Below are 26,419 nucleotides of genomic sequence, written 5' to 3'. Positions count from 1 at the left end.
GTGGTGGTGCGGAGGCGTGGCATGGATTCGAGCGTCGGGCGTGGAGCCAAAGTGTCAAGCATGGAGCAAATCAAGGTATGGAGCCGACCCCAAACGGGGATAGCAAATAAGGAATGGAAGCCCAGTTCTCGGAACTCGATCGGAGGATTCATGAAGCGTAGATTGGCAAGAGAAATAACGGTGCAATGCCTGTACCAGATGGAGATGAACGGAGTCGGGGCCGATGCGGCCGTCGATACCGTCATGGAAGAGATTCGCCAGGATAACGAGCTCGAAGCGGATGTCGAGGGCGTCATTGCCGTCGACGCTTACACGCGCGAGCTGGTTCGCAGCGTCTCCGAGAAGCGGGAGCGGATCGACGAGCAGCTCTCCGTCTATCTGACGGGATGGCAGGTCGACCGGTTGTCCCGGGTAGACCGGCAGATTCTGAGACTCGCGGCATACGAGCTCGAATACCGGTCGGACGTGCCGGCCAAGGTCGTCGTGAACGAGGCGATCGAGCTGGCGAAGCACTTCGGAACGGGAGAGTCCGGCAAGTTCGTGAACGGCGTTCTCGGACGTATGATCCGAGAGAAGGAAGCCGGCGGCAAGAAGGATTCGGAGAGCAGAGACGCTGTGAAGGCGGACGGAACGGAAGAGCAGGCCTCTTCGGCCGCAAGCACATCGGAGGAAGGGGAACGGGAATGAGCGCACAAGTCATCGACGGGAAAAAAATATCGGATACGATTCGCGAGGAGATCAAATCGGAGGTCGCCTCGCTTCTTGATAAGGGAGTTCGGCCTGGTCTTGCGGTCGTTCTGGTCGGGGAAGATCCGGCGTCCCAAGTATACGTCCGGAACAAGGCGAAGGCATGCGAGGATCTGGGCTTCTATTCCGAGGTTCACCGCCTGTCCGCCGAGACGACGCAGGAGGAGCTTCTCGGACTGATCGGCCGTCTTAACGAGCAGGAGTCCATCCACGGCATTCTGGTGCAGCTTCCGCTGCCGAAGCATATCGAGGAGAAGCCGGTTATCGACGCGATCTCGGTGGCCAAGGACGTCGACGGCTTCCATCCGATCAATGTCGGCAACCTGATGATCGGGGACGATTCGCTGCTGCCTTGCACGCCGGCGGGCTGCATCGAGCTGCTCAAGCGGACCGGCAATTCGGCCGCAGGCAAGCATGCCGTCGTCATCGGCCGCAGCAACATCGTCGGCAAGCCGATCTCGCTGCTGCTGCTTCGCGAACATGCGACGGTGACGATCTGCCATTCCCGCACTCCGAATCTGGCGGAAGTGGCGAGAAGCGCGGACATTCTCGTGGCCGCGGTCGGGGTGCCTAAGCTCGTCAAGCGCGATTGGGTGAAGCCGGGAGCCGTCGTTCTCGATGTCGGCATCAACCGTCTTCCGGACGGCAAGCTGTGCGGCGATGTCGACTACGAGGACGTGCTGGAGACGGCCGGCTGGATTACGCCGGTTCCTCGCGGCGTTGGCCCGATGACCATCACGATGCTCATGGCCAACACGCTCAAGGCGGCGAAGAAGACACACGGAATCGAATAGGAAGCTGTGCGGAGCGGAGGCGAAGAGATGGAACCATCACGCGTGCTTAGCATCCGCGACGTCAATCGATATATCAAGATGAAGCTGGAGGGAGACCGCCAGCTTCAAGACGTCTGGCTGCGCGGAGAGATCTCGAACTTCACCCGGCATTCCAGCGGACATATGTACTTCACGCTCAAGGACGAGAGCGGCCGGCTCAAGAGCATCATGTTCGCGTCCCACAATCAGCGGCTTCCGTTCGCGCCGAAGGACGGCATGAAGGTGCTCGCCCGGGGCGGCGTATCGGTGTACGAACGCGACGGGCAATATCAATTCTACGTGACGGCGATGCAGCCGGACGGAATCGGCAGTCTGTACCTCGCGTTCGAGCAGCTCAAGCGGAAGCTGGAGGAGGAGGGGCTGTTCTCGGAACGCCTCAAGCGTCCGATCCCCCGTTATCCGAAGGCGATCGGCGTCATCACCTCGCCGACGGGAGCGGCGGTTCGCGATATCCTGATCACGTTGCAGCGCCGGCACCCTTCGGTGCCGGTTCTGTTCTATCCGGTATCCGTTCAAGGGACGACGGCGGCTCCGTCCATCGTGAGGGCCATCGCCGCGATGAACAAACTCGGCGAGACGGACGTTCTGATCGTCGGTCGCGGCGGCGGCTCGCTCGAGGAACTGTGGGCGTTCAATGAGGAGATCGTCGCGCGGGCGATCCGCAAGTCTGCGATTCCGGTCATCTCGGCCGTCGGGCATGAGACGGACTTCACGATCGCCGACTTCGCAGCGGACCTGCGGGCCGCTACGCCGACGGCGGCCGCGGAGCTGGCGGTCCCGCACGCGGCGGAGCTGAAGCAGCGGCTGGCAACGCTTGAGCTGCGCATGGCGAAGTCGCTGAAGCTGACGGTCGCAAGCTCGCGCGAGCGGTGGCAGCGTGCGGCGCGATCGCCGTTCTTCGCGCAGCCGCGGCGGGCGCTGCTCGCAAGGGCCGAGCAGCTCGATCGGCTGCGCGAACGGCTGCGGCACCGCGCCGAAGCGCATGCGGCGCGAGCGAAGCAGCGCCTGTCGCGGCTCGATGGCCGCCTTGCGGCGGTCAGTCCCGCGGAGCAGGCGGCGTTCGCGAGGAAGCGGGCGGACCAACTGGGGAGAAGCTTGGAGCTGGCCATGAAGAATGCGCTTCGCGGCAAGCAGGGGCAGTTCGGTCTGGCGGTTCGGCAACTGGATGCGCTGAGCCCGCTCAAGATCATGTCGCGAGGCTACAGCCTCGTATACGAAGAGGAAGAGAAATCCTTGATCCGCTCGATCAAGGAAGTGCAGCCCGGCGACATCGTCAAGATTCGCCTCACGGATGGGCGGATGGATTGCCAAGTCTGGGCGCTGCAGGAGGAGGAGATCGCGAATGGCCACACCTAACGGGAATGCGGAAGCATCGATCGAACGAACCGACGGAGCCGAGGGCGTCGTTCTGACGTTCGAGGAAGCGATGGATCGGCTTGAAGGAATCGTTGCCCGGCTCGAGAGCTCGGACGTTCCGCTTGAGACGGCAATCGAGCTCTATCAGGAGGGGATCGCGCTCTCTCGTCTGTGCGGGCAGAAGCTCGAGCAGGTCGAACGACGAATCGAGCAGCTCGTCGAGGATGAGAACGGGGTTCAGCGCAAGCCTTTCGCTGCGGGACGCGAGGACGCGGCAACGGAATAAAGGAGAGATTACGCACATTGGCTCAGACGATCGACATCCACACCTACATGAAGGGCCTGAGAGACCAGGTCGAGCTGGCGCTGCAAGCTATCGTTCCCGGCGACTGGCCCGTTCCCGCAAGGTTGAACGAGGCGATTCGCTATTCGCTCGACGCCGGCGGGAAGAGATTGCGCCCGATTCTCGCGCTGGCTGCCGCCGAGTGCGTGGCCGGCGACGAGGTCGCCGCCCGGCGAGCGGTTCCGTTCGCTGCGGCGATCGAGATGATCCATACGTACAGCCTGATCCATGACGATCTTCCGGCCATGGACAACGACGATTACCGCAGAGGTCGTCTGACGAACCATAAGGTGTTCGGCGAGGCGATGGCCATTCTGGCGGGGGACGGTCTGCTTACCCATGCGTTCTACGTCGCCTCCACCGCCTCCGGGCTCGGAGTGCCCGCGCAGCGGGTGCTCTCGTTCGTCTCCGAGCTGGCCCGCTATGCCGGCCTGCCGGGCATGGTCGGCGGCCAGGCGAGCGACATGCTCGGCGAGCAGGGGATCACGACGCTGGATGAGCTTGAGTACATCCATCTCCACAAGACGAGCGATCTGATCGCCTGCTCGCTGCGGGCGGGCGGACATGCCGCGGAAGCAAGCGGCGAGCAGCTTGCCGCGCTGGAGCTGTTCGGGCGCAACATCGGGCTTGCCTTCCAGATTCAAGACGACATTCTGGATCTTGTCGGCGACGAGACGAAGCTGGGCAAGCCGCTGAAGAGCGACGAGAAGCAAGGGAAGGTGACGTACCCGTACCTGATCGGGCTCGCCGAGAGCCAGAGACGGGTGAGCGAGCTGACCGCGGAAGCGATCGTTGCGATCCGCGAAGCGGGCCTGCGCCGGACGGAGCTGCTCGAAGGAATCGCGGATGCCATGATGAACCGGGATCATTGAGGGACCGCTAAAGAATCGCTAAAGAATCGCTAAAAAATCGCTAAAAAATCGTCAAGTCAACGCTTCTCTATCGGATTTTCCGGAGGAGGGGCGTTGCTTTTTTTTGACATTGCCCTCTCGCAAGGGGGGCGTCGAGCCCCAATGAATGTGAAAACAATTATGACAACACGAGTGTTGTCACCCCCTACCATGAAAATGATCCGTATGCGGCCATCCGCAGGGATGAAACTACCCCATGGGTGTATTCCCTCTGGCGGCATTAGGTCTCTTCTCCCTTTCGATCAGGATGAGGAGGTGCAAGGGAATGGGCTGATCTAAGATCAAAGCGAATGATCGGCGAGCGAAGGTTCCTGATCCAAGGGGAGAAGAGGCATAAGGGGTCAGAAGGGAGAGAGCGCCTTCTTTATCACCATAATATGGAAATCAACTCGCCAATTCACCAACATGCCGACCGCGTTGGGACGGTAGACGGTGGCGGGACTTTTCTGTCTCAATCCGGTACTGCCCGCCATTAGCGGGACTTAATTTTCGTATTAAATCGCATAAAACGCCGCTTTTTCCTCCAAATCCATGCCGACGAATGTGAAAAATCGCATAAAATCGAAAAATTCGCAACAGCCAGCGGGCCGGAGAGAAGGAGCCACAGCGAAGAAGGAGCCGCCAGCGAAGAGAGATCCGCCAAGCGAAACGGACCGCCAGAGGAGAAAATTTAAGGAGATTAGGCACAACGGCACGCCCGCAAGGAGCGTTTTTCGTCGAAAAGAGAACCATTCCTTCGCTCCGCACTTGGGGTTTGTTTTCCGGTTATGGTATAATGGGCGTAATATTTTTTTGGAACCACATGCCATCTGCAGAATCGACTGCACAATTGCATGCACAAGAGAAGTTGGCTTGAGCCGCTACGCTTATTCATATAAGGATATGGAATACGCTGAGCTTGCGTCAAATTCGGGGAAAGCGGGGAACTTACTTGCTGCTCGATCATATCGACAGTCCAACTGATCTGAAGAAGCTTGCGCCAGGGGAGCTTCCGCAGTTGGCTCAGGAAATTAGACATTTTCTCATCGAGAAGCTCTCGGCGACCGGAGGCCATCTTGCTCCGAACCTTGGCGTCGTCGAATTGACGATCGCCTTGCACTACTTGTACGACAGCCCGAAGGACAAGTTTATCTTCGACGTTGGCCATCAGGCGTACGTGCACAAGATGCTGACGGGGCGTATGGGGCGCTTCGATACCCTTCGGCAGAAGGACGGATTGTGCGGCTTCGTCAAGCGGACGGAGAGCGAACACGATGTGTGGGAAGCGGGCCACAGCAGCACCTCGCTGTCCGCCGCCGCGGGAATGGCGCTCGCTCGGGACCTGAAGGGGGAGCGCAATCGCGTCATCGCCGTTATCGGAGACGGGGCGTTGACCGGGGGGATGGCGCTGGAGGCGCTTAACCATATCGGCCACGAGAAGCGGAAGCTGACCGTCGTCCTGAACGACAACGAGATGTCGATCGCTCCGAACGTCGGCGCGCTGCACAATTACTTGGGCAAAGTCCGTTCGGATAAGACGTACCGGAAGGCGAAGGAAGAGTTTGAATCGTTCCTGCGCAAGATTCCGGCCGTCGGCGGCAAGCTCGCCAAGACCGCCGAGCGGTTCAAGGACGGCATCAAGTACCTGGTTGTGCCGGGGATGCTGTTCGAGGAATTCGGCCTCAAGTACTTCGGGCCGGTGGACGGACACGACACGGAGAAGCTCATCGATACGCTCCGCCAGGCGGACAAGGTCGACGGTCCGGTGCTTGTTCACGTTCTGACGGTCAAGGGCAAGGGGTACTCGCCGGCCGAAGCCGATTCGCACAAGTGGCACGGCATCACGCCGTACAAGATCGAATCGGGCCAGGTTGTGAAGTCGGTAGGACCGCCGATGTACACCGAGGTGTTCAGCAACTCGCTGATCGAGCTGGCCGAGCAGGACAGCCGGATCGTCGCCATCACGCCGGCGATGCCGGGAGGATCGGGGCTGCTCGGCTTCGCCAAGCGGTTCCCGGAGCGGATGTTCGACGTCGGCATCGCCGAGCAGCACGCCGCTACGCTGTCCGCCGCGATGGCGTTGGAAGGGATGAAGCCGGTTTTTGCCGTGTACTCGACCTTCCTGCAGCGGGCTTACGATCAGGTTGTGCATGACATCTGCCGCCATAACGCCAACGTGATCTTCGCGATCGACCGCGCGGGCCTCGTCGGTCCGGACGGGGAGACGCATCAGGGCGTGTACGATATCGCCTTCCTGCGCCACATTCCGAATATGGTGCTGATGATGCCGAAGGACGAGAACGAGCTGCGCCGGATGATGAAGACGGCCGTCGATTACGACGACGGACCGATCGCCGTTCGTTATCCGCGAGTGAACGGGCTCGGCGTTCCGATGGACGAAGTGCCGCTGCCGCTGCCGATCGGCAAGTGGGAGAAGACGCGCGAGGGCGACTTCGCTGCGGTTATCGCTGCGGGTCCGATGGTGCAGGTAGCGGAGGAAGCGGCGGAGCTGCTCAAGCGGGAAGGCCTTAACGTCAGGGTCGTCAACGCCCGGTTCATCAAGCCGCTCGACGAAGAGATGCTGCGCGAGCTTGCGCAGGAGCATCTGCCGCTGCTCGTTCTCGAGGAGACGGCGATTGCGGGAGGGCTCGGCAGCGCTATTCTCGAGTTCTACGCCCAGAGCCACGTGACGAACGTATCGGTGTCGCTCGTCGGCATTCCGGACCGCTTCATCGAGCATGCCAGCATCAAGGAACAGCGGGCGGACGCGGGACTGACCGCGGAGCACGTCGCTGCGGAGCTCCGCTCCAAAGCGCTGCGAGTGCGCCAGAAGGCGACCTGAGCGATGACGACGACAACGACGAAGGAACGGCTTGACGTCTTGCTCGTGGAGTTGGGCTGCTTCGAGAGCCGCGAGAAGGCCAAGGCGGCCATCATGGCGGGGCTTGTGCTCGTCGGCTCCGAGAAGGTCGACAAGGCGGGGACCAAGATTCCGCGCGATTCGGCCATCACGGTGAAGGGAGCTCCCCATCCGTACGTGAGCCGAGGCGGCTTGAAGCTCGAGAAGGCGATCAGGCACTTCGGCATCCGCCTCGAGGACGCCGTCATGCTCGACATCGGGGCTTCGACCGGCGGCTTCACCGATTGCGCCCTCCAGAACGGAGCTTCTCTCGTGTATGCTATCGATGTCGGCTACAACCAGCTCGATTGGTCGCTTCGGCAGCACGAGAAGGTCCGCGTGATGGAACGGACGAACTTCCGCAATGTGACCGCCGATCAGTTGGAAGGCCCGACGCCGACCTTCGCGACGATCGATGTCAGCTTCATCTCCCTGAAGATCATTCTGCCCGCCCTGGCTCCGCTTCTGAAGGACGGCGGGGGGACGGTCGCTCTCATCAAGCCGCAGTTCGAAGCCGGACGGGAGCAGGTCGGCAAGTCCGGCGTCGTGCGCGATTCTTCCGTGCACGAGACGGTGCTGCGGGAGATTCTGACTTACGCGAACGGTCTTGGCTTCGAGCTTGAGGGCTTAACCTACTCCCCGATTACCGGGGGAGAGGGCAATATCGAATTTCTGGCTTATTGGCGCCGGTTGCCGGCCCGCGAGGAAGGCGGCAGGGAAGAGGGCGGAATGTCTCCCCCTGCGAGGAACGAGGAGATCGCCGAGCTTGCCAAGCGAACCGCGGCCGAGGCGGCTTCCGTCTTCCGGAAGGGCGGCGGCTGAGCCAACGTTAACGCGCGGATGCCTGCCCGTCCCATCGATGGTGCGAGGCGTCCGCGCTCGGGTATTCAAGTCCCGGAGCTGCCGAAGAACGGCCCGTCCATGCGGTTCCGCTTCTGTCTGTCCAGCTCCGGTTTTTTTGTTATGTCTGGACAGGAGATTCCTTGGAAGGCCTCGAACTAGGTAGAAGAGGTGCAGTCAGCCTCACGCCTGGGGAGAGGGGGGCGTCCCGATGAGCCAGCTCGGCGATGGCTTCGTTTTTGTAATCGTCGTGATCTTGCTGTTATGGTGGCTTGTTCATCGCTTTAACCGTTGGCTGCACGCTCCGCCAAGCCTGCGGCTCAGGCGGCTTGCCCAGGACGGACCCGTCGATGCGGACGAGTCGGTCGTCTGGCTGGAGACGTGCGGCTACGAGGTGCTCTCCGGCAAGCACCGGATTCCGCTCGCGGTAGCGGTCGACGACGGGCCGATGCAAGCGACGAGGCTGTACTTCGATTATTTGGTCCAGAAGGACGATTGTTATTATTTGGTCAAGATCGATCGCGCCCGCAAGCCGATCGAATGGACGCCGTCGGGACTAAGGGACAGGCTGCTCGCCTTCACCCTGATGTTCCCGGAGTGCGAAGGCATTGTCATTGCCGATCCGAAGGGACAGACGATACATACGGTGCGATTCAAAGTGGAGGATGAATAGGGATGAAGGGTCAGAGGCAGAGGAAAATCCGCGAGATGATCGGCAAGCAAGAGATCGAGACGCAGGAGGAACTGGTCGAGGCGTTGCGCAGCGAAGGAGTGAATGTGACCCAGGCGACCGTCTCTCGGGACATCAAGGAGATGCAGCTCATCAAGGTGCCGCTGGAAGACGGAAGGTACAAGTACTCGATGCCGCTCGACCAGCGCTTTAATCCGGCGATGAAGCTGAAGCGGGCGCTCGAGGACCACTTTATACAGGCGGAGGCGGCCGAGAACCTCGTCGTGGTGAAGTGCATGACGGGAACGGCCAACGCGATCGCGTCGCTGATCGACGGGATGGATTGGTCGGAGATCATGGGAACGATCAGCGGGGACGACACGATGCTGCTGATCTGCCGCACGAAGGAGCAAGGGCCGATTCTCGCCGACCGAATCCGGCAGATGGTGCGATAACGGTCGTTCGGACAACAAGGATGGGTAACGGGGGGAATCAGGATGCTTCAAGAGCTGTCGGTTCGTCATCTGGCGGTCATTGAGAAAATTCGGATGAGGTTCCATAACGGATTCCATGTGCTGACGGGGGAGACCGGCGCGGGCAAGTCGATCGTCATCGACGCCGTAGGACTCATCTCGGGCTGGCGAGGCTCGGCGGATATGGTGCGCCACGGCTACGACCGGGCCGAAGTGGAGGCGGTGTTCGATCTGCCTTCCGACCATCCTGTCTGGAATGTGCTGGATACGCTCGGCATTCAGGCGAACCGGGAGGAGACGCTGCTTATTCGGCGCGAGCTGCTGCTTCACGGCAAGTCGAATGCAAGGATCAACGGCCAGAGCGTCACGATGACGATGCTGCGGGAAGTCGGGGAGCATCTGGTCAACATTCACGGCCAGCACGAGCCGCAATCGCTGCTGCGGACGGAGCGCCATCTTGAATGGCTCGACCAGTATGCGGGCGACAGGATTGCTTCCATCAAGGAGGCGTATCGTGCGAAGTACGAGCGCTACCACCATCTTGCGAAGGAACGCAAGGAGCTCGAGGACACGTCCAGGCAGCAGATGCAGATGCTGGATATGTATCGCTACCAGTTGGAAGAGATCGAAGCCGCCAAGCTGAAGCCGGGCGAGGACGAAGCGCTGGAGGAGGAGCGAAGCAAGCTCGCCTACGCCGAGAAGCTGGCGGAGTCGGCTTCCGAGGCGTACGAGCTCGTCTACGGCGCGAAGGGGCTGGCCGCCTTGTCGCGGGCGATTACCCGGCTGCAGGACATTGTGAAGTACGATTCGGCCACGCTGCAGCCGATCGTGGAGCAACTGCAATCCGCTTACTACAACGCGGAGGATGCCGCCTTCCAGCTTCGCGATTACCGCGACAGCATCGAGTTCAATCCCGACCGGCTCGCCCGGATCGAGCGGAGGCTCGACCTGCTTCACGGGCTGAAGCGCAAGTATGGAGAGACCGTCTCCGATATTATTGCCTACCGGGACAAAATTCAGGCGGAGACGGAGAAGCTGGACAATCGCGAGGAGCGGCTCAAGGAGCTGGAGTCGGCGGAGAAGCAGCTTCGCTCCGAGCTGGCCGAGCTGGCTTCATCGCTGTCGGCGATCCGCAAGGATGCCGCCAAGGTGCTCGCCCGCGCGATCGAGACCGAGCTGAAGGACCTGCAGATGGAGAGAACGGTGTTCGAGGTTCGCCTTGAATCCGGCGAATTGGGACCGACCGGCGCGGACATGGCCGAATTCCTGCTCTCGCCGAACCCGGGCGAGCCACCGAAGGCGCTGTCGAAGATCGCGTCCGGCGGAGAGATGTCCCGCGTTATGCTGGCACTGAAGGCGATCTTCGCCCGCATCGACCAGATTCCCGTGCTCGTCTTCGACGAGGTCGACACCGGCGTCAGCGGCCGCGCCGCGCAAGCGATCGCGGAGAAGCTGTCGCGGCTTGCGGGGCAGTGCCAGGTATTCGCGATTACGCACCTTCCCCAGGTCGCCTGTATGGCGGATCGGCAGTATGAGATCCGCAAGCAGGTGACGCCGGACGGCAGGACGTCGACTTCGGTTCGCGAGTTGGCGGAGACCGACCGGGTGGAGGAATTGGCAAGAATGCTCGGCGGGGTGGAAGTCACGGAGAAGACCCGCCATCACGCCCAGGAGATGCTGGTGCTCGCAAGTCGGCAAAAAAACGCGTAATACCGCCTGAAATCGCGTTTCAAGGAAGCTTTTTGGGAACATAAAACCGGGGGGGCACGGTTACCTTATAGTTACGATGCCGGAACGTCACAATCCACCGGCGAGACTGTAAGGGAGCGTGAGACTTTGAACCGTTGGCCCTCCATTCGCCGCAGCTTCGGAATCGTCCTGGTTTTTATTTTAGGGCTTGCCGTCACCTCTGCCCCGATTCGTCATTATGCCGCTTTTCCGAATGAAGTCAGGCTGTTCCAAGGTCAAGCGAGGCACCTGAACTATTCGATGCCCGTTCATGCCAGCGGGTCGCTTGATACCGGCGTCGCCGTCGTGAACGGCAAGGAAGCCCGTTCGTTCCCGGTCAACATGAATCAGCCGTTGTCCATCTTGCCCAAGCAGAGCGGAGTGACCGAGCTCAAGCTGAAGCTGTTCGGGCGCATTCCGTTCAAGACGGTGAAGCTGCAGGTCGTTCCCGACTTGCGGGTTGTTCCCGGCGGGCAGACGATCGGCGTCAAGGTTAAGGCGGCAGGCATTATGGTTGTCGGGCATCATCTGGTGCAGACGGGACCGGACAAGCGAAGCTCTCCCGGGGAAGAAGCGAAGCTCAAGCTAGGGGATCTTATCGTTGCGATCAACGGCACGCCGCTGAACGACGTGACCAAGGTGGCCGCGCTCGCCGAAGCGGCCGGCCGGAACGGCACGGCGCTGCAATTGGACGTTAAACGCGGCAAGCAGCGATTCACGACCTCGCTGAGGCCGGCGTTCGATCAAGAAGATCGCGCCTGGCGGTTGGGACTGTATATTCGCGATTCCGCCGCAGGCGTCGGGACCTTGACCTTCTACGCTCCGGATCAGGGCGTATACGGCGCACTGGGCCATGTCATTACGGATATGGATACGCAGACTCCGATCGATGTCGGCAGCGGGCAGATTCTTCAGTCCAACGTCTTGTCCATCTCCAAGAGCCAGAACGGGGAGCCGGGCGAGAAGCGGGCCACTATCGTGAAGGAAGGCAAGTCGCTCGGCAGCGTGGAACGCAATACGCCGTTCGGCATCTTCGGCAAGATGGATCGGCTTCCGGAGCACGCGATGCATTCCGATCCGATTCCCGTCGCCTTCGCCGAAGAAGTGAAGGAAGGACCGGCGGAGATTCTGACGGTCGTTGACGGGCAGAAGGTGGAGAAGTTCTCGATCCAGATCGTCCACGTCTCGAAGCAGACAAGTCCCGCGACGAAGGGGATGGTTATCCGGATTACGGACCCGAAGCTGCTCGAGAGAACCGGCGGCATCGTACAGGGCATGAGCGGAAGCCCGATCATTCAGGACGGCAAGCTGATCGGAGCGGTTACCCATGTCTTCGTGAACGATCCGGCTTCGGGATACGGCTGCTTCATCGAATGGATGCTGCAGGATGCCGGAATTATGCTCCAACCGCTTCAGCAAACATCTAAGGCGATTTGACGCCTTAGATGTTTTGTCGAAAAAATGCGGAAAAACACGTGAATTAGCAAAATTAATTATTATAGTCCATCTTGGCAAAAAAATAAAGAAAAAGATTTCGGAAAACACTTCAGTGAAGAAGGAATTGAGGGGCAAGTGTCGAATTTCGTACCAGAGGAAACGAGAAGAGTGCGTTTCTTGACCCCAATTTATTTATACAGAAAGGGAGGACCAGACCTTGCAGCGGATTGAAGTATTCCTTGCTGATGACAACCGAGAATTCACTAACTTGCTGTCTGAGTATATTGAAGATCAGGATGACATGACGGTCATTGGAGTCGCCTACAACGGAGAAGAAGTCATCCGCCAGTTGGAAGAGAACCGGATCGTTCCGGACGTGATGATCCTCGACATCATCATGCCTCATCTCGACGGCCTTGGCGTGTTGGAGAAGCTGCGAGAGCTGAATCTGCCCTCTATGCCGAAGATCATTATGCTCACGGCTTTCGGTCAAGAGACTATAACGCAACGGGCGGTTCAACTGGGCGCATCTTATTACATACTGAAGCCGTTCGATATGGACGTTCTCGCCAATCGAATTCGTCAGTTGGCGGGCTCTCCCGCCAGCACGCCGGCTCTGACCGCTTCCTCCGTCTCTTCGTCGATCACGCGCTCCGCAACGATCGTTCCGATCGGCAAGCCGAAGAACCTGGACGCGAACATCACGAGCATCATCCACGAGATCGGCGTTCCGGCCCACATCAAGGGTTATCAGTACCTCCGCGAAGCGATCACGATGGTGTACAACAACATCGAGATTCTCGGAGCGATTACGAAGACGCTGTACCCGGCCATCGCCGAGAAGTTCAAGACGACGCCGAGCCGCGTCGAACGCGCCATCCGCCATGCGATCGAGGTCGCCTGGACGCGCGGCAACATCGACAGCATCTCGCACCTGTTCGGCTACACGATCAACATCGCGAAGAGCAAGCCCACGAATAGCGAGTTCATCGCGATGGTGGCGGATAAATTGCGGATCGAGCACAAGGTGAGCTAGGAGGCAAGTCATGTTAAGCGCCACTTCTCCGTCGGCAGCAACACTGCCGGCAGAGGAGTGGCGTTTTGTATGGAGTGGAGTTTTATGCGAAAAATCGTATTCGTTCGGTGGAAAAAGGGGGTTGGCGGGGCAATGAATGTGAAAAAACGCATATATGACGGCAGTTGCGGCTCCAAATGCGGTATGTATGCGAAAAATCATATAAAACGCCGCGAGCCGCTCGAATCCGCGCCAATGAATGTGATTTTTCACATAAAATCGTACGAGTCGTCGGAGCGGCGCGCGTAGACCGCAGCCGACTGCTCCGACAATTTTGTTCATTCCGATATTTGCAAGCGCTTACAGTTGTGATGGTGTCAAATGCGGCCAAATGCGATTGACCCTCTTATGAATCTTGATTAAATTTAGGATACCTTTTGTCGCAATTCATCCGGTTTATTCAAATAACGCATTAAGCGATCGCGACGGCAAGCGATCGAGACGGGACGGGAGATGACAGCGAATTGTCCAGACCGATAACGGGAACGAAGACGATGGTAGTCAGCCCGCATCATCTTGCCTCCGCAGCGGGGGCGCGGATTCTGCTGAAGGGAGGCAACGCGTTCGATGCGGCCGTGGCGGTCAGCGCCTGTCTGGCCGTCGTCTACCCTCATATGACAAGTCTCGGCGGAGATTCCTTCTGGCTGATGCACGCCGCCGCCGAGGGCGGGGTGACGGCTTACAACGCCAGCGGCCGCTCGGGAAGGCTGGCGTCGCGGGAGCGGTTCGCGGGCCCGGATATTCCAAAGCGCGGCCCGGCAAGCGCGATTACCGTTCCGGGCATGGTCGACGGTTGGGCGGCCGTGCAAGGGCGCTACGGGCGCCTGACGTTCGCGGAAGCATTGGAGCCGGCGATCGATTACGCGAAGAACGGATTCCCGGTATCGCCGGATCAGCACGAGAACAGCGTCTCCCGGTTCGACGTGTTAAGGGAGCAGCCGATCACCTCCCGCATCTATCTCCCGGGCGGCCGGGTGCCGGTTATCGGCAGCCGCTTCCGTCAACGCGAGCTGGGGGAATCGCTGGAGAAGATCGCTCGGGGAGGAAGGGATATTTTCTACCGTGGAGGGATCGCGAAGGAGATCGTGCGGCACCTCGGAGCGACCGGCGGTCTGCTGACGCTCGAAGACTTCGAGGCGCATGCGGGCGAGTGGGCTAGGCCTGCTGCGGGCTCCTATCGGGGGTATGATCTGTATCAAGTGCCGCCGAATTCGCAAGGGTTCACGGGAATTATGGCCGCTCACATCCTGGAGAGCTTCGACCTGGCGAACGTTCCTCACGGCTCTTACGAATATTATCATCTGCTGATCGAATCGCTTAAGCTGAGCTTCCGCGATCGGGACGCTTACTTGACGGACCCGGGCTTCTCGGATATTCCGCTGAAGCGGCTGCTCTCGAAGGAATACGCCGCCGAGCTGGCCGGCCGCATCGATCCGGAGAAGACACTGCCGCAAGCCGCGGAACCGCTCGGAAGCGATACCGCCTACGCGGCGGTCGTGGACGGGGACGGCAACGCAGTCTCGTTCATCCAGAGCCTGTACTTCGAGTTCGGCTCGGCCGTGACGGCCGGGGAGACCGGCATCCTGCTTCAGAACCGGGGTTCGTTCTTCTCGCTCGATCCCGCGCACGTCAATCGGCTGGAGCCGGGCAAGCGAACGTTCCACACGCTGATGCCGGCGCTGGCGCTGGCGGACGGCAAGCCTTTCCTTCTCTACGGTACGCAAGGCGGGGAAGGCCAGCCGCAGACGCAGACGGCGCTGCTCACGCGGGTTGTGGATTACGGAATGGACCCTCAGGCGGCCGTGTCGGCTCCGCGTTGGGTGTGGGGAAGAACGTGGGGAGAGCGGACGCAGGAGCTGAAGCTCGAAGCCCGCATCGCCCCGGAAGTCGCAGACAGGCTCGCCGCAGCCGGACATAAGGTGCGGATCGTCGGCGAATATGACGGCATTGTCGGCCATGCGCACGCGATTCGGATCGACCGGGAGACGGGGATGCGAACGGGAGGGACGGACCCGCGCTGCGACGGAGCCGCATTCGGATGGTAAGCGCGGATAACCACGGAACGATTGTCAGGATAGAGACAGAGAGGCGGAAGGGAGCGAAGACGATGGACGAATGGAACGCCTATGTTCGCCCGGACGTGGTGCTGGAGCCGCTTGGGGAAGGCGAACTGAGCGGACTGACCTTCGCCGTGAAGGATGTATTCGCGATAGCGGGCTGTCGGGCAAGCGCCGGCAATCCCGATTGGCTCCGCACGCACGGGCCCGCGGATCGGCACGCAAGCGCGATCGAGGCGCTGCTGCGCGCGGGAGCCCGGATGCAAGGAACGACGCTTACGGACGAATTGATGTACAGCCTTGTCGGGGAAAATCACCATTACGGGACGCCCGTCAACCCGAAGGCTCCGGGAAGGGCGCCGGGCGGCTCGTCCAGCGGCTCTGCCGTCGCGGTTGCCGCCGGGCTGGCCGACTTCGCGCTCGGCACGGATACAGGAGGATCGGTTCGGGTTCCGTCCTCCTATTGCGGCCTCTACGGCTTCCGTCCGTCTCTCGGTTCCGTGCCGATGGACGGGGTGATCCCGCTCGCGAGGAGCTTCGATACGATCGGGTGGATGAGCGCCGATGCGGCGACGCTGCTTGCGGCGGGGCGGGTGCTGCTGAAGCCGGCCCGCTCCGGGCCTGCGGGCTTCAGCAAGCTGATTCTGCCGCGCGAGGCCTGGGAGCAAGCGCGGGACGACACGCGGGAGGCGCTGCTTCGCGAGCTGCAGACGTACGGAGCCGATATGGAGACGGCTTGGACGGAGTTGCCCGGAGACGGGCTTGCGGAGTGGGCCGCGACGTTCCGCGCCATCCAGGGCGCCGAGATCTGGGAGGAGCACGGCGAATGGATTCGCCGCGAGAAGCCGGCATTCGGTCCGGGCATCGCGGACCGCTTCGAATGGGCCAGCACGCTTCCGCCGGAGGCGAAGCCAGCGCTTCTGAAGAAGAAGGCCGAGCTCGAGCGGCAGATGGACGCTCTGCTGGAAGGCGGCGCGCTGCTCGTCATCCCGACGGTCATGGGGGAAGCGCCCGCGCTGAAGCTGACCGGCGAAGAAGCCGAGAAGCAGCGGACGGCGGCGATGAAGCTGACCTGCATCGCGGGATTAACCGGAACCGCCCAAGCGACGGTTCCCTTCGTCCCAACCGGCGGCTGTCCGATCGGTCTCAGCTTTATCGCCGGCAGGGGACGGGATTTGGCGCTGCTGGAATGGCTGCAGGCGAGAGCGTCCGCAGCCGGGGAGGAAGCCGAATGAAGGCGGTTATGCTGAAGCTGGGCGGCAGCGAGACGGCGGCGATTGCAACCGATCGCGGGTACGTTCCGATAACGGCGATCAACCGCGCGCTCGGCGCCCAATGGGGCGAGACGCTCATGGAATTGCTCGAGAACGGCCAATGGGAGGCGCTCGTCCGCTGGCATCGGGAAGCAGGGGGGCGTCAGGCTCTGGCCCTCCTGGAGGCCGTACCGACCGGCGAAGCGAAGCTGGCGCCCATTGTCCGCCGGCCGCGCAAAATTATGGGGCTCGGAATGAATTATATGGAGAAGCTCATCGAGCTGAAGGGCAGCGCGGACGATGCGCCCGTTCTGTTCGCCAAGCCGGATACGAGCTTGATCGGAGACGGCGAGCCGATCAGGCTTCCGGTGCAGTCGGAACGCGTCACGGCGGAGGCGGAGCTGGCTATTGTGATCGGCCGGGAGTGCAAAGACGTCGACGAGACGGAAGCGCCGGCGGTCGTGGCGGGTTACGCGGCGTCGCTCGATATGACGGCTGCCGACCTGCTGGCGCAGAACGCGAAGTATATGTTCCGGGCGAAGTCGTTCGACAGCTTCTTCAGTCTCGGGTCGGAGCTGGCGACGGCGGACGAGCTCCCGGAGTGGGAACGGCTTGTTGTGGAGACCGTTCATAACGGGCAGACGGTTCATCGCAACACGGTCGCAATGATGAGGTACAATCCTTGGCATATCGTCTCCTTCGTGTCCCGAGTCATGCGCCTGCTGCCGGGCGATATCATCATGACCGGGACCCCGGGATCGGTGCGGATCGTGTCCGGAGACGAAGCGGAATGCCGGATCTCCGGCCTGGCTCCGCTTCGCAATCCGGTGAACATGTTCAAGCAAGCTTAAGTGCACATTAAAAAACGGGCAAGCGTCCGTTTTTTTCTGTTTTTTAAGTTTAGCTTAAGGTATTATGAGGAAAGTTTGATATAGTGGAACAATGGTGCTTTTAATACTAGAGGAGGGTCTTACAAGAATGAGCGACATTCGCAAAGATTCAGAGGAATTGAATCAAGATGAGATCAAACTGAACAAGGATAACGCCGCCGATGAGCAAGCATCGGACACCGGCGTCTTCGATATCGTCGAAGCCGATGCGGAAGACGATAACACAAGCGCAAGCGGTGTGACCGAGAAGGAAGCGGAGCCGAAGCCGGCCGCCGTTCCCGTCGTCAAGGCTCCTTGGCCTTGGATCGTCATCGCCGTCGTTGCGGTTATCGCTCTTATCGTTGTACTAGTCGTGGATAGAGGCGGTTCCGGCAGCGAAGCGGTCGGCGAGCTTGACGGCAAGTCGATCACGAAGGCCGATCTGATGGACGAGCTCATCAAGCAATCCGGCGAAGCTTCGATCGGCTCCCAGCTCGATCAAGTGATGATGTACAAGGTGATCAAGCTTGAAGCCGAGAAGACGGGCAAGGAAGTCAACGAGGCGGACATCGACGCTTATATCCTGAACATTCGGGAAGCGAACGGAATTACGTCGGACGAGCAGTTCGAATCGGCTCTCGCCTCGAGCGGCATGACCGTGGAATCGTTCCGCGAGCAGGTGCTGCCGCAGCTTGAGCTTCGCCTTGTGTTCGAGAAGAGACTGGCGCCGACGGAAGACGATCTGAAGGCGTACTTCGAAGAGAACAAGGACAGCTACGGCGAAGAAGAGCAGGTGCAAGCTTCGCACATCCTTCTGAGCACGAAGGAAGAGGCGGAAGCGGTGCTGAAGCAACTGAAGGAAGGCGCCGACTTCGCCACTCTCGCGCAGGAGAAGTCGATCGACACCGGCTCCGCGGCGAGCGGCGGCGATCTGGGTTACTTCGGCAAGGGCGTCATGAACGAGCAATTCGAGACGGCAGCCTTCGCTCTGAAGAAGGGCGAGATCAGCGACGTTGTCGAATCGCCGAACGGCTTCCATATCATCAAGCTTGTCGACCATAAGGATGCGGTTACGGCTTCCTATGACGATGTGAAGGACCAAGTGAAGAACGACTACCTGGATTCGAAGATCAACGAAGGCTTCAGCGACTGGTACACCGAAGCGAAGAAGGCGGACGGCTACAAGAACTTCCTGACGGACGAGGACGCGACGGCGGCTAGCGAAGAGCCGAGCGCATCGGCTTCCTCTTCGCCGGAAGCATCGGCCGCGCAATAAGCCGGGGCCCAAGCGTTCGCGGGCATGGCGTTGCCATGCTCAATCATAGCAAGATCAAGCGGGAGCCACCTTCCGTCCTTGTCGGGACGAGGGTGGCTTCTTCGTTGTCGGGACCGAAGATGGCTTCAGACGTATTTTCCCGGCAAAACATGGTTGATGACAGTGTCATTATTAGGTACAATGGCTAAAGGCTAAGTCGATTGATAATCATTCTCGAAGCAACATCGAAACAAGCGGCACTTGTTTCTTACTACTCGCATGGAGGTGCACCGTTGATCCGCCGTTTTTTTGCCTACTATCGTCCTTATAAGGGGCTGTTCTATCTTGACTTCTGCTGCGCGGTGTTCGTCGCCCTGCTGGAGCTCGGCTTCCCGGTCGCGGTCAATAAGGTTGTCGACGATCTGCTGCCGCAACGGGATTGGAATCTGATCGTCTGGGCATGTCTCGGACTGCTCGGGATTTACTTGATTAATACCTTTATGCAATTCGTCGTCAATTATTGGGGACATATGCTTGGAATCAACATCGAGACGGACATGCGCCGGAGGCTGTTCGATCACGTGCAGAAGCTGAGCTTCCGGTTCTTCGACAATAACAAGACCGGCCATCTGATCTCGCGGATGACGAACGATCTGAACGAGATCGGCGAAGTGGCGCACCATGGACCGGAGGATCTGTTCATCGCCGTCATGACGCTGGCAGGCGCCTTCGTGCTCATGGCGAACATCCATATGGATCTGGCCCTGATCACGTTCGCTACGGTTCCGGTGATGATCGCGCTCGCTATCGTGTTCAACGGCCGGATGACGAAGGCGATCCATCGCATGTTCGCGGACATGGCCGACTTCAACGCCCGGGTCGAGGACAATGTCGGCGGCATTCGCGTCGTCCAAGCGTTCGCCAACGAAGAGCACGAGAAGAAGCTGTTCGCGGTGAACAACCAGCGCTACCGGTTCGCGAAGCTCGTTGCCTACAAGATTATGGGGAAAAGCCTGTCGATCAGCTATCTGCTCATGAGGCTCGTGTCTCTGCTCGTCATGATCTGCGGCGCGTGGTACGTTATCGACGGCGAGCTCCGGTACGGCGAATTCATCGCTTATCTGCTGCTGGTCAATGTACTGTTCCGTCCGATCGAGAAGATCAATGCGATCGTCGAGAGCTATCCGAAGGGAATCGCCGGCTTCAAGCGGTATATCACGCTGCTCGAGACCGAGCCGGACGTGCGGGATAAGTCGGATGCGGTGTCGGTCGATTACCTGCGCGGCGACATCCGCTACAAGGATGTCAGCTTCGGCTACGAAGCGGAATCGTCGGCGCTGAAGAACATCAACCTGAGCATCGCGGCGGGCGAGACGGTTGCCTTCGTCGGTCCTTCCGGCGCCGGCAAGACGACGCTCTGCAGCTTGCTGCCGCGGTTCTACGAGGTTGACGACGGAAGCATTACGATCGACGGGATGGATGTGCGCGGCATTAAGCTGGAGTCGCTGCGCCGCCAGATCGGCATCGTGCAGCAGGATGTGTTCCTGTTCTCCGGCACGATCAAGGAGAACATCGCTTACGGCAAGCTGGACGCTTCCGACGAGGAGATCTGGCAGGCCGCTCGCCGGGCGAAGCTGGAGGAGTTTATCCGCGCGCAACCGGAAGGCATGGAGACGGTCATCGGGGAACGCGGTGTGAAGCTGTCCGGCGGACAGAAGCAGCGGCTTGCGATCGCGCGCATGTTCCTGAAGAATCCGCCGATTCTCATTCTCGACGAGGCGACGTCCGCGCTCGACACCGAGACGGAAGCCGCGATCCAGCAATCGTTGACGGAGCTCTCCCAAGGGAGGACAACGCTTGTCATCGCCCACCGTCTGGCGACGATCAAGAACGCGGACCGCATCGTTGTCGTGACGGAAGAGGGCATCTCGGAGCAGGGCAGGCACGAGGAGCTTGTCGGCCGGGGCGGGATTTACAGCCGGCTTCACCAAGCGCAGTTCGGGTCGCGTTAAGCGAAGGGTGACGGAGAGGCCAACTGGACGCGATCTGGAGCGCGAGAAGGCTGAACGGGCGAACGAGCCCGCTTCGGCCTTCTTCGCTGCCGGCCGCGGCTTGTGATGCCGCAGGCGTCCCGTGGAGGCGCTGTGGAGCTGCCGAGATGCAGGGAGAGGTGCCGGGAGAGCGGCTGGACCCGGCGAGCGGCACCAATTGCTGGGACACGGTCGAAATTTCGTTTGACAGCAGGAACGCGGATACGGTATCCTACTTTCGTGTTATATGATAATCATTCTCAATTAATGGAATGACAGAGAGCGTATTGGCAGCAAGTGGAGTGGCAACAGGCTAACAGTTGCAGAATCAACAGTTGCAGAATCAACAGTCGCAGACTGGAACAGAGAAGAAGGTACATATGTCAATGGGTGAATCCGCGAATTCGACCGCTCAGCCGGTCACACAACTGCGTTCCCGCCCGAAGGTGGCGGGAATTATTATCTTCGGCGGCCTGATCGCGCTTGTTCTTGCCTTTATCGTATCGGTCTCATTGGGCGCCGCCAACATCAAGTTCCTGACCGTATGGGAAGCTGTCTTCCGCTTTAATCCGGATCTGACGCAGCATCAGATCATCCGCGAGCTGCGCCTGCCGCGCGTTGTTATGGGAGGACTTGTCGGTGCGGCATTCGCGACATCCGGGGCGATCATGCAAGGGATGACCCGCAATCCGCTCGCGGACCCGGGCTTGCTCGGCATTAATGCGGGGGCGGGCTTCGCGCTGGCACTCTGCTTCGCTTTCTTCCCGGGCATGTCGTTTAACCAACTGGTATTCATGTCCTTCCTCGGAGCGGCCGGGGGCGCGATTCTCGTGTTCGGCATCGGTTCGGCGACTCGCGGAGGCATGTCGCCTGCCCGGCTGGCGCTCGCGGGCGCAGCGGTTGTCGCGCTGCTGAACGCGATCAGCGAAGGGATCGCCCTGCGATACCGGATCGGCCAGGAGCTGGCGTTCTGGTATGCGGGCGGCGTCGCCGGAGCGAAGTGGGGCCAGCTCGCCTACATGTGGCCTTGGATCGCAATCGGTATCGTCGGCGCATTGGTCATCTCCCGCCAGATTACGATGCTGAGCCTCGGGGACGATGTGGCTGCGGGCCTCGGCATTCGGACAGGCCTGATCAAGATAATCGGCATGGTGCTCGTTCTGATGCTTGCCGGCAGCTCGGTAGCGGCGGTCGGTTCGATCAGCTTCATCGGGTTGATCGTGCCGCACATCTCCCGTTATCTCGTCGGGGTTCATTATCGCTGGATTATTCCGTGCTCGGCCGTGCTCGGCAGCCTGCTGCTCGTCGTTGCGGATATCGGAGCGAGAATGGTTCATCGCCCCTATGAGACGCCGGCGGCCGCCATCATCTCCATTATTGGCGTTCCCTTCTTCGTCTTCCTCATTCGTCGCGCCAAGAAAGAGGTGATCTGATGACTTCGACCGCCATCCGTTCACGCAACAAGCGAGACGCGAAGTCCTGGCTCATCGTCGGGATTCTGGCCGTGCTGATCGTTGTTGTCTTCATTATCAGCATGAATTCCGGCGTCATCCATCTCTCGCCGTTGGACGTCATCAAGAGCGTCTTCGGGCACGGAACCGCCCAGCAGAATCTGATTCTATTCGAATTCCGCCTTCCTCGTATTCTGATCTCGATTATGGTTGGAGCTGGGCTGGCCCTGTCCGGTTGTATTCTGCAAGGGATTACGCGCAATCCGCTCTCGGACCCGGGCATTCTCGGAATCAACGCGGGAGCCGGACTGATGGTCGTGCTGTTCGTGTCGTTCTACCAATCGAACACGGCGGCGCCGATCTTCCTGTTGCCGGTTCTCGCGCTGATCGGAGCGTTCGCGACCGCCGGTCTGCTGCTGGCGATGGCCTACAAGAGAGGCGAGGGCGTCGTGCCTTCCCGGCTCGTGCTGGTCGGGATCGCCATCGGCAGCGGCATCTCCTCGGCGATGATCGTGCTGACGATCAAGCTGAGCCCCGAGCAATATCAATTCGTTCAGACCTGGCTTGCCGGCAGCATCGTCGGAGCGAATTGGAAGTACGTCATTGCCGTCGTTCCGTGGCTGTGCGTGCTCGTGCCTTACGTTCTGCTCAAGGCGAGGACGCTCAACGTGCTGAGCCTCGGAGAACAGCTTGCGACGGGACTCGGAGCACGCACGAACCGCGACCGGGGGCTGCTCGTCCTGGCGGCGGTCGCCTTGGCCGGCGTCTGCGTCGCCGTGGGCGGCGGCATCAGCTTCGTCGGCCTGATCGGACCGCACCTGGCCCGCCGGCTTGTCGGCTCGAAGCACCAGGTTCTGATTCCGGCTTCGGCGCTGACCGGCGGACTGCTGCTGCTTGCGGCCGATACGATCGGGCGGGTGGCAATCCAGCCTTCCTCGATGCCGGCCGGAATTGTGGTGGCGATCATCGGAGCGCCGTACTTCCTGTATCTGATGACGAGAATGAAGAAAGGGTAAGCCTCCGGACATTCCGCAATAAGCTCCTTCCTGGCGATCCGATTGCCCGGAGGGAGCTTCTTTATTCTTTATTTTGTTGTGCAGGCAAGAGGGAGATTAAACCCCCTTGGATTGGAACATCCTAACAGAATCAAATCCAAGGAGACGAGGATTGAAGATGAAGGATCCGAGGCAATCGGTCGCCGAGAAGCCGGGGAAGTGGAATGCAAAGGTCGATCCGCGCCTCTCGGCGACGCTTAATCGACAGAGAGAGCTGCTCTCCTCGCCGCTCGCGGCAACCTTGGAGGGCAATCTGGCTGCGCTTGGCGAGCTATACGGCGAGTCGATCGACTTCATTCGCCAGCCGCTGGATCTGAAAGGCTGGGGAGAAGCGACAATTGTCTTCATCGAAGGCTTGTGCGACTCTTCGGAGATCGAGCGGAGTGTGATTGCCCCTCTTAAGGAGAGTGAACCTCAACAGTTCGCCGGCGGCTTGGCGGACATGGTCGCGGCGATCACGATCAGCGGAATCTCCTTCGTGGACACCTTTGACGAGTTGGCGGATGCCGTCTCCAAGGGCAACGCGGTTCTCCTCGCAGATCGCGAGCCTCGAGGAGCGGCGATGCATGTGTCCAAGTGGAGCATGCGCTCGATCGAAGAGCCGGAGGCGGAGACGGTTGTTCGCGGCCCGCGGGAAGGCTTCGTTGAGACGCTCCGGGTGAATACCTCGCTGCTTCGTCGGCGATTGCGCACTCCGGCTCTCAAGCTGAAGGAGATTACCCTTGGGCGGTATACCAAGACCGCTTGCGTGCTTGCTTACATCGAAGGAATTGCGGAGCCTGAGCTTGTACGGGAATTCGAGATAAGGCTGAACCGATTTGAAGTGGACGGCTTTATGGATAGCGCCTTTCTTGAGGAGATGATCGAGGACAATCCGCGATCGCCATTCCCGCAATTGCAATCCACCGAGAGGCCCGATGTCGTCTGCGCCAATCTGCTCGACGGCAGAGTCGCTCTCTTGACGGACGGCTCGCCCAACGCGCTGATCGCTCCGGCGACCTTCTTCAGCATGATGCAATCGCCGGAGGATTATTATCAGCGGCCGCTCGTGGCGACAGCAATACGTTGGCTGAGAATGCTGTTCAGCCTGATTACTTTGTTTATGCCTTCTATCTACGTTGCGGTGCTAAGCTACCATCAGGAGATGATTCCGACTTCCTTGTTGCTTACCATTTCGAAGTCGAGAGAGCAGATTCCGTTCCCTGCTCTTGTCGAAGCCTTGCTGATGGAGATTACATTCGAAGCGCTTCGTGAGGCCGGGATTCGTCTTCCGAAGCAGGTCGGCGCTGCCGTCTCGATCGTCGGAGCTCTCGTGATCGGCCAAGCGGCAATCGCGGCAGGCATCGTCTCTTCTCCAATGGTCATGGTCGTTGCCATCACTGGGGTGTCCTCCTTTCTCATCCCCAATTACTCTCTAGGCATTGCGATCCGGCTGATTCGCTTCCCGATCATGCTCTGTGCCGGTGTGCTCGGCTTGTACGGCATTGTGTTGGCCGGACTGTTTGTTCTTGTCCACTTGCTGGCGCTGCGCTCATTCGGCGTACCGTACATGTCGCCGATCGCCCCCCTGCAAGCTTCCGAGTGGAAGGACACGCTCATTCGCGCACCCCGTTATTGGATGAGCGATCGCCCGCACTTCACCGGCCCGTACTGGAATCGTCGCCGGTTCCGATTCCTGCGGCCGCCCGAGGGGCGAGAATGAGCAGATGCCTTCCGAAGACAGCGGAATCGGATTCCCGTGGCGGGCTGTCTCCGCACTTCCGGCGCCTCGGGCCGGCGCTCGGGAGAACGGTCGCCGCACTGCTTCTGTCGCCCGCACTGCTCTTATCCGGTTGCTGGGATCGCACGGAAGTCAATGATCTGGCGATTGTGACGGCTGCCGCTATTGACGTCGCGGATGATGGAAGAGTTAAACTGTCAACGCAGATCTTCATCCCCGGAGGAGAGGGCAGTGCGGATCTGGGGGGAGCTCCGCCGTCGAGCGGGTTGCAGCCGAATCTGGTGATGAGCGCGGTTGGCTCCAATCTGGACGACGCTGCTTCCCGGCTTCAGGAGCAATTGTCCAGACGGTTCTTCTGGGGGCAGACGGATGTCTTCCTGTTCGGCGAAGAGATGGCGAAGCGGGGAATCGAGGAGTCGTTGGACTACTTGACCCGCCATCCGCAGCCACGAGAGCGGAGTCATATGTTCGTCGTAGCGGGGGATGCGGCCTCGCTTATTGCGTGGAGACCGATTGTGGAGAGAAACGCGGCGGAGGTGCTTAGGGAGATGTCCAATATGAGAACGGGGTTCAACGTGACACTGCTGGGGCTTTACGTTCAGTTGTCGGAGACCGCGCATACCGGTTTGGTGCCGTATATCCAGCTTCGCAAGTCGGAATCCCGGGAGAGTCCGCGAATTATTGGTGCCGTCTCGATCAAGAAGCTTCGAATGAACGGCAAGTTTGATCTGCAGGAGACAAGAGGTCTCATGTGGCTGCACGACAGGATTCGCTCGGCGACGTTGACGGCGGAATCGCCGGACGGACAAGGTTTGTTGTCAATGACCGTGCTGAAGCAGAAGGTGAAGCTGAAGCCGATCGTGAAGGATGGTCATTGGAAGATGCTCGTCTCGCTCATAGGAACGGGTAATCTGGAGGAGAACGGTTCGCATATCGATGTGACGAAGCCGGCGGAGCTTGCGCGAATTGAGAAGCAGCTCGCGGAAGTCGTGAAGGAACGTGTCCGTTCCGCAGTTGTCAGCGCTCAGACGATGAATTCAGACGTCATGGGGTTCGCGGATCAGTTCCGCCGTCACTATCCGAAGGAGTGGAAGAAGGAGAAGGACAACTGGGATACTATCTTCCCGGTTCTCGAGGTAGACATCGATGCCGAGATTCAGATTATTAAGATTGGGTTGACCGGACGCAGCAATACATTGGGGGAGGACAAATGATGTGGTCGCAGTTCGCGTGGCTCACACTTGCTCCAACCGCGATCCTGTGGTGGGAATGGCCCGGCGCGAGCGAGCGGAAGTCGAGAATCGCGCTTCTGATCCTGCTGGTGACAACTTGGCTTCTGTCTCTGGCGGTAGTAACGTTCCATCGTCTGCCCGGTCCGTTGCAGTGGATATTGACGATGACAGGAACCGGCATCTGACCATCGTTCGAGGGTTCGAGC

The 26,419-nt window shown here is 60.0% G+C and carries 22 protein-coding genes; all 22 read left to right on the top strand.

Annotation, left to right across the window (positions count from 1 at the left end):
• Positions 1 to 150: 150 nt before the first annotated feature.
• The 22 genes from nusB (at position 151) to E6C55_RS20480 (ending at position 26,398) form a co-directional block, all read left to right on the top strand.
• Entirely contained in the window at positions 151 to 687 is a 537-nt protein-coding gene (gene nusB, locus E6C55_RS20585; protein WP_136371705.1) for a transcription antitermination factor NusB, read from the top strand.
• Complete coding sequence (folD, locus tag E6C55_RS20580) at positions 684 to 1,541, top strand: bifunctional methylenetetrahydrofolate dehydrogenase/methenyltetrahydrofolate cyclohydrolase FolD (RefSeq protein WP_136371704.1); 858 nt, start codon at positions 684 to 686, stop codon at positions 1,539 to 1,541. Before nusB ends, folD begins: the two co-directional genes overlap by 4 nt.
• Before the next feature lie 27 nt (positions 1,542 to 1,568).
• Positions 1,569 to 2,936, top strand: a complete 1,368-nt coding sequence (gene xseA, locus E6C55_RS20575) for an exodeoxyribonuclease VII large subunit (RefSeq protein ID WP_136371703.1) — start codon at positions 1,569 to 1,571, stop codon at positions 2,934 to 2,936.
• A complete protein-coding gene (gene xseB / locus E6C55_RS20570) occupies positions 2,923 to 3,222 on the top strand; it encodes an exodeoxyribonuclease VII small subunit (RefSeq protein ID WP_136371702.1) in 300 nt (99 codons plus the stop codon). Before xseA ends, xseB begins: the two co-directional genes overlap by 14 nt.
• A gap of 47 nt (positions 3,223 to 3,269) precedes the next feature.
• Complete coding sequence (locus E6C55_RS20565) at positions 3,270 to 4,151, top strand: polyprenyl synthetase family protein (RefSeq protein WP_136371743.1); 882 nt, start codon at positions 3,270 to 3,272, stop codon at positions 4,149 to 4,151.
• Between the two features lie 970 nt (positions 4,152 to 5,121).
• Positions 5,122 to 7,011, top strand: coding sequence for a 1-deoxy-D-xylulose-5-phosphate synthase (dxs, locus tag E6C55_RS20560; RefSeq protein WP_136371701.1), 1,890 nt, complete (start codon positions 5,122 to 5,124; stop codon positions 7,009 to 7,011).
• A 3-nt stretch (positions 7,012 to 7,014) separates the two neighbouring features.
• On the top strand, positions 7,015 to 7,890 hold the full coding sequence (locus E6C55_RS20555; protein ID WP_136371700.1) for a TlyA family RNA methyltransferase: 876 nt from the start codon (positions 7,015 to 7,017) through the stop codon (positions 7,888 to 7,890).
• A gap of 229 nt (positions 7,891 to 8,119) precedes the next feature.
• On the top strand, positions 8,120 to 8,581 hold the full coding sequence (locus E6C55_RS20550) for a hypothetical protein (RefSeq protein WP_136371699.1): 462 nt from the start codon (positions 8,120 to 8,122) through the stop codon (positions 8,579 to 8,581).
• A 2-nt stretch (positions 8,582 to 8,583) separates the two neighbouring features.
• Complete coding sequence (ahrC, locus tag E6C55_RS20545; RefSeq protein WP_136371698.1) at positions 8,584 to 9,033, top strand: transcriptional regulator AhrC/ArgR; 450 nt, start codon at positions 8,584 to 8,586, stop codon at positions 9,031 to 9,033.
• A 42-nt stretch (positions 9,034 to 9,075) separates the two neighbouring features.
• Positions 9,076 to 10,761, top strand: coding sequence for a DNA repair protein RecN (gene recN, locus E6C55_RS20540; protein WP_136371697.1), 1,686 nt, complete (start codon positions 9,076 to 9,078; stop codon positions 10,759 to 10,761).
• A gap of 126 nt (positions 10,762 to 10,887) precedes the next feature.
• Positions 10,888 to 12,216, top strand: coding sequence for a SpoIVB peptidase (spoIVB, locus tag E6C55_RS20535; RefSeq protein ID WP_136371696.1), 1,329 nt, complete (start codon positions 10,888 to 10,890; stop codon positions 12,214 to 12,216).
• Positions 12,217 to 12,433: 217 nt separating this feature from the next.
• The gene (gene spo0A / locus E6C55_RS20530) at positions 12,434 to 13,252 is read left to right on the top strand and encodes a sporulation transcription factor Spo0A (RefSeq protein ID WP_136371695.1); all 819 of its coding nucleotides are present in this window, start codon (positions 12,434 to 12,436) and stop codon (positions 13,250 to 13,252) included.
• A 533-nt stretch (positions 13,253 to 13,785) separates the two neighbouring features.
• Complete coding sequence (gene ggt / locus E6C55_RS20525) at positions 13,786 to 15,336, top strand: gamma-glutamyltransferase (protein WP_136371742.1); 1,551 nt, start codon at positions 13,786 to 13,788, stop codon at positions 15,334 to 15,336.
• 62 nt (positions 15,337 to 15,398) lie between these two features.
• A complete protein-coding gene (locus E6C55_RS20520; protein ID WP_136371694.1) occupies positions 15,399 to 16,583 on the top strand; it encodes an amidase in 1,185 nt (394 codons plus the stop codon).
• The gene (locus tag E6C55_RS20515) at positions 16,580 to 17,452 is read left to right on the top strand and encodes a fumarylacetoacetate hydrolase family protein (protein WP_136371693.1); all 873 of its coding nucleotides are present in this window, start codon (positions 16,580 to 16,582) and stop codon (positions 17,450 to 17,452) included. Before E6C55_RS20520 ends, E6C55_RS20515 begins: the two co-directional genes overlap by 4 nt.
• A gap of 127 nt (positions 17,453 to 17,579) precedes the next feature.
• Positions 17,580 to 18,746, top strand: a complete 1,167-nt coding sequence (locus tag E6C55_RS20510) for a peptidylprolyl isomerase (protein ID WP_168735777.1) — start codon at positions 17,580 to 17,582, stop codon at positions 18,744 to 18,746.
• Positions 18,747 to 19,018: 272 nt separating this feature from the next.
• Complete coding sequence (locus tag E6C55_RS20505; RefSeq protein ID WP_136371691.1) at positions 19,019 to 20,737, top strand: ABC transporter ATP-binding protein; 1,719 nt, start codon at positions 19,019 to 19,021, stop codon at positions 20,735 to 20,737.
• 404 nt (positions 20,738 to 21,141) lie between these two features.
• Complete coding sequence (locus E6C55_RS20500) at positions 21,142 to 22,188, top strand: FecCD family ABC transporter permease (protein ID WP_136371690.1); 1,047 nt, start codon at positions 21,142 to 21,144, stop codon at positions 22,186 to 22,188.
• Complete coding sequence (locus E6C55_RS20495; protein ID WP_136371689.1) at positions 22,188 to 23,222, top strand: FecCD family ABC transporter permease; 1,035 nt, start codon at positions 22,188 to 22,190, stop codon at positions 23,220 to 23,222. The genes E6C55_RS20500 and E6C55_RS20495 overlap by 1 nt, the downstream gene beginning before the upstream one ends.
• 157 nt (positions 23,223 to 23,379) lie before the next feature.
• Positions 23,380 to 24,963 (top strand): spore germination protein, encoded by a 1,584-nt coding sequence (locus tag E6C55_RS20490; protein ID WP_136371688.1) that lies wholly within the window; start codon positions 23,380 to 23,382, stop codon positions 24,961 to 24,963.
• Positions 24,960 to 26,195 (top strand): Ger(x)C family spore germination protein, encoded by a 1,236-nt coding sequence (locus E6C55_RS20485; protein WP_136371687.1) that lies wholly within the window; start codon positions 24,960 to 24,962, stop codon positions 26,193 to 26,195. The genes E6C55_RS20490 and E6C55_RS20485 overlap by 4 nt, the downstream gene beginning before the upstream one ends.
• Positions 26,195 to 26,398, top strand: a complete 204-nt coding sequence (locus tag E6C55_RS20480; RefSeq protein ID WP_136371686.1) for a hypothetical protein — start codon at positions 26,195 to 26,197, stop codon at positions 26,396 to 26,398. The genes E6C55_RS20485 and E6C55_RS20480 overlap by 1 nt, the downstream gene beginning before the upstream one ends.
• Positions 26,399 to 26,419: the final 21 nt, after the last annotated feature.

It is taken from the genome of Cohnella fermenti, assembly GCF_004801405.1.
Classification (GTDB): domain Bacteria; phylum Bacillota; class Bacilli; order Paenibacillales; family Paenibacillaceae; genus Cohnella; species Cohnella fermenti.
The sequence above is the reverse complement of the archived record's forward strand: the minus strand, read 5'-3'. Positions and strand labels throughout refer to the sequence as shown.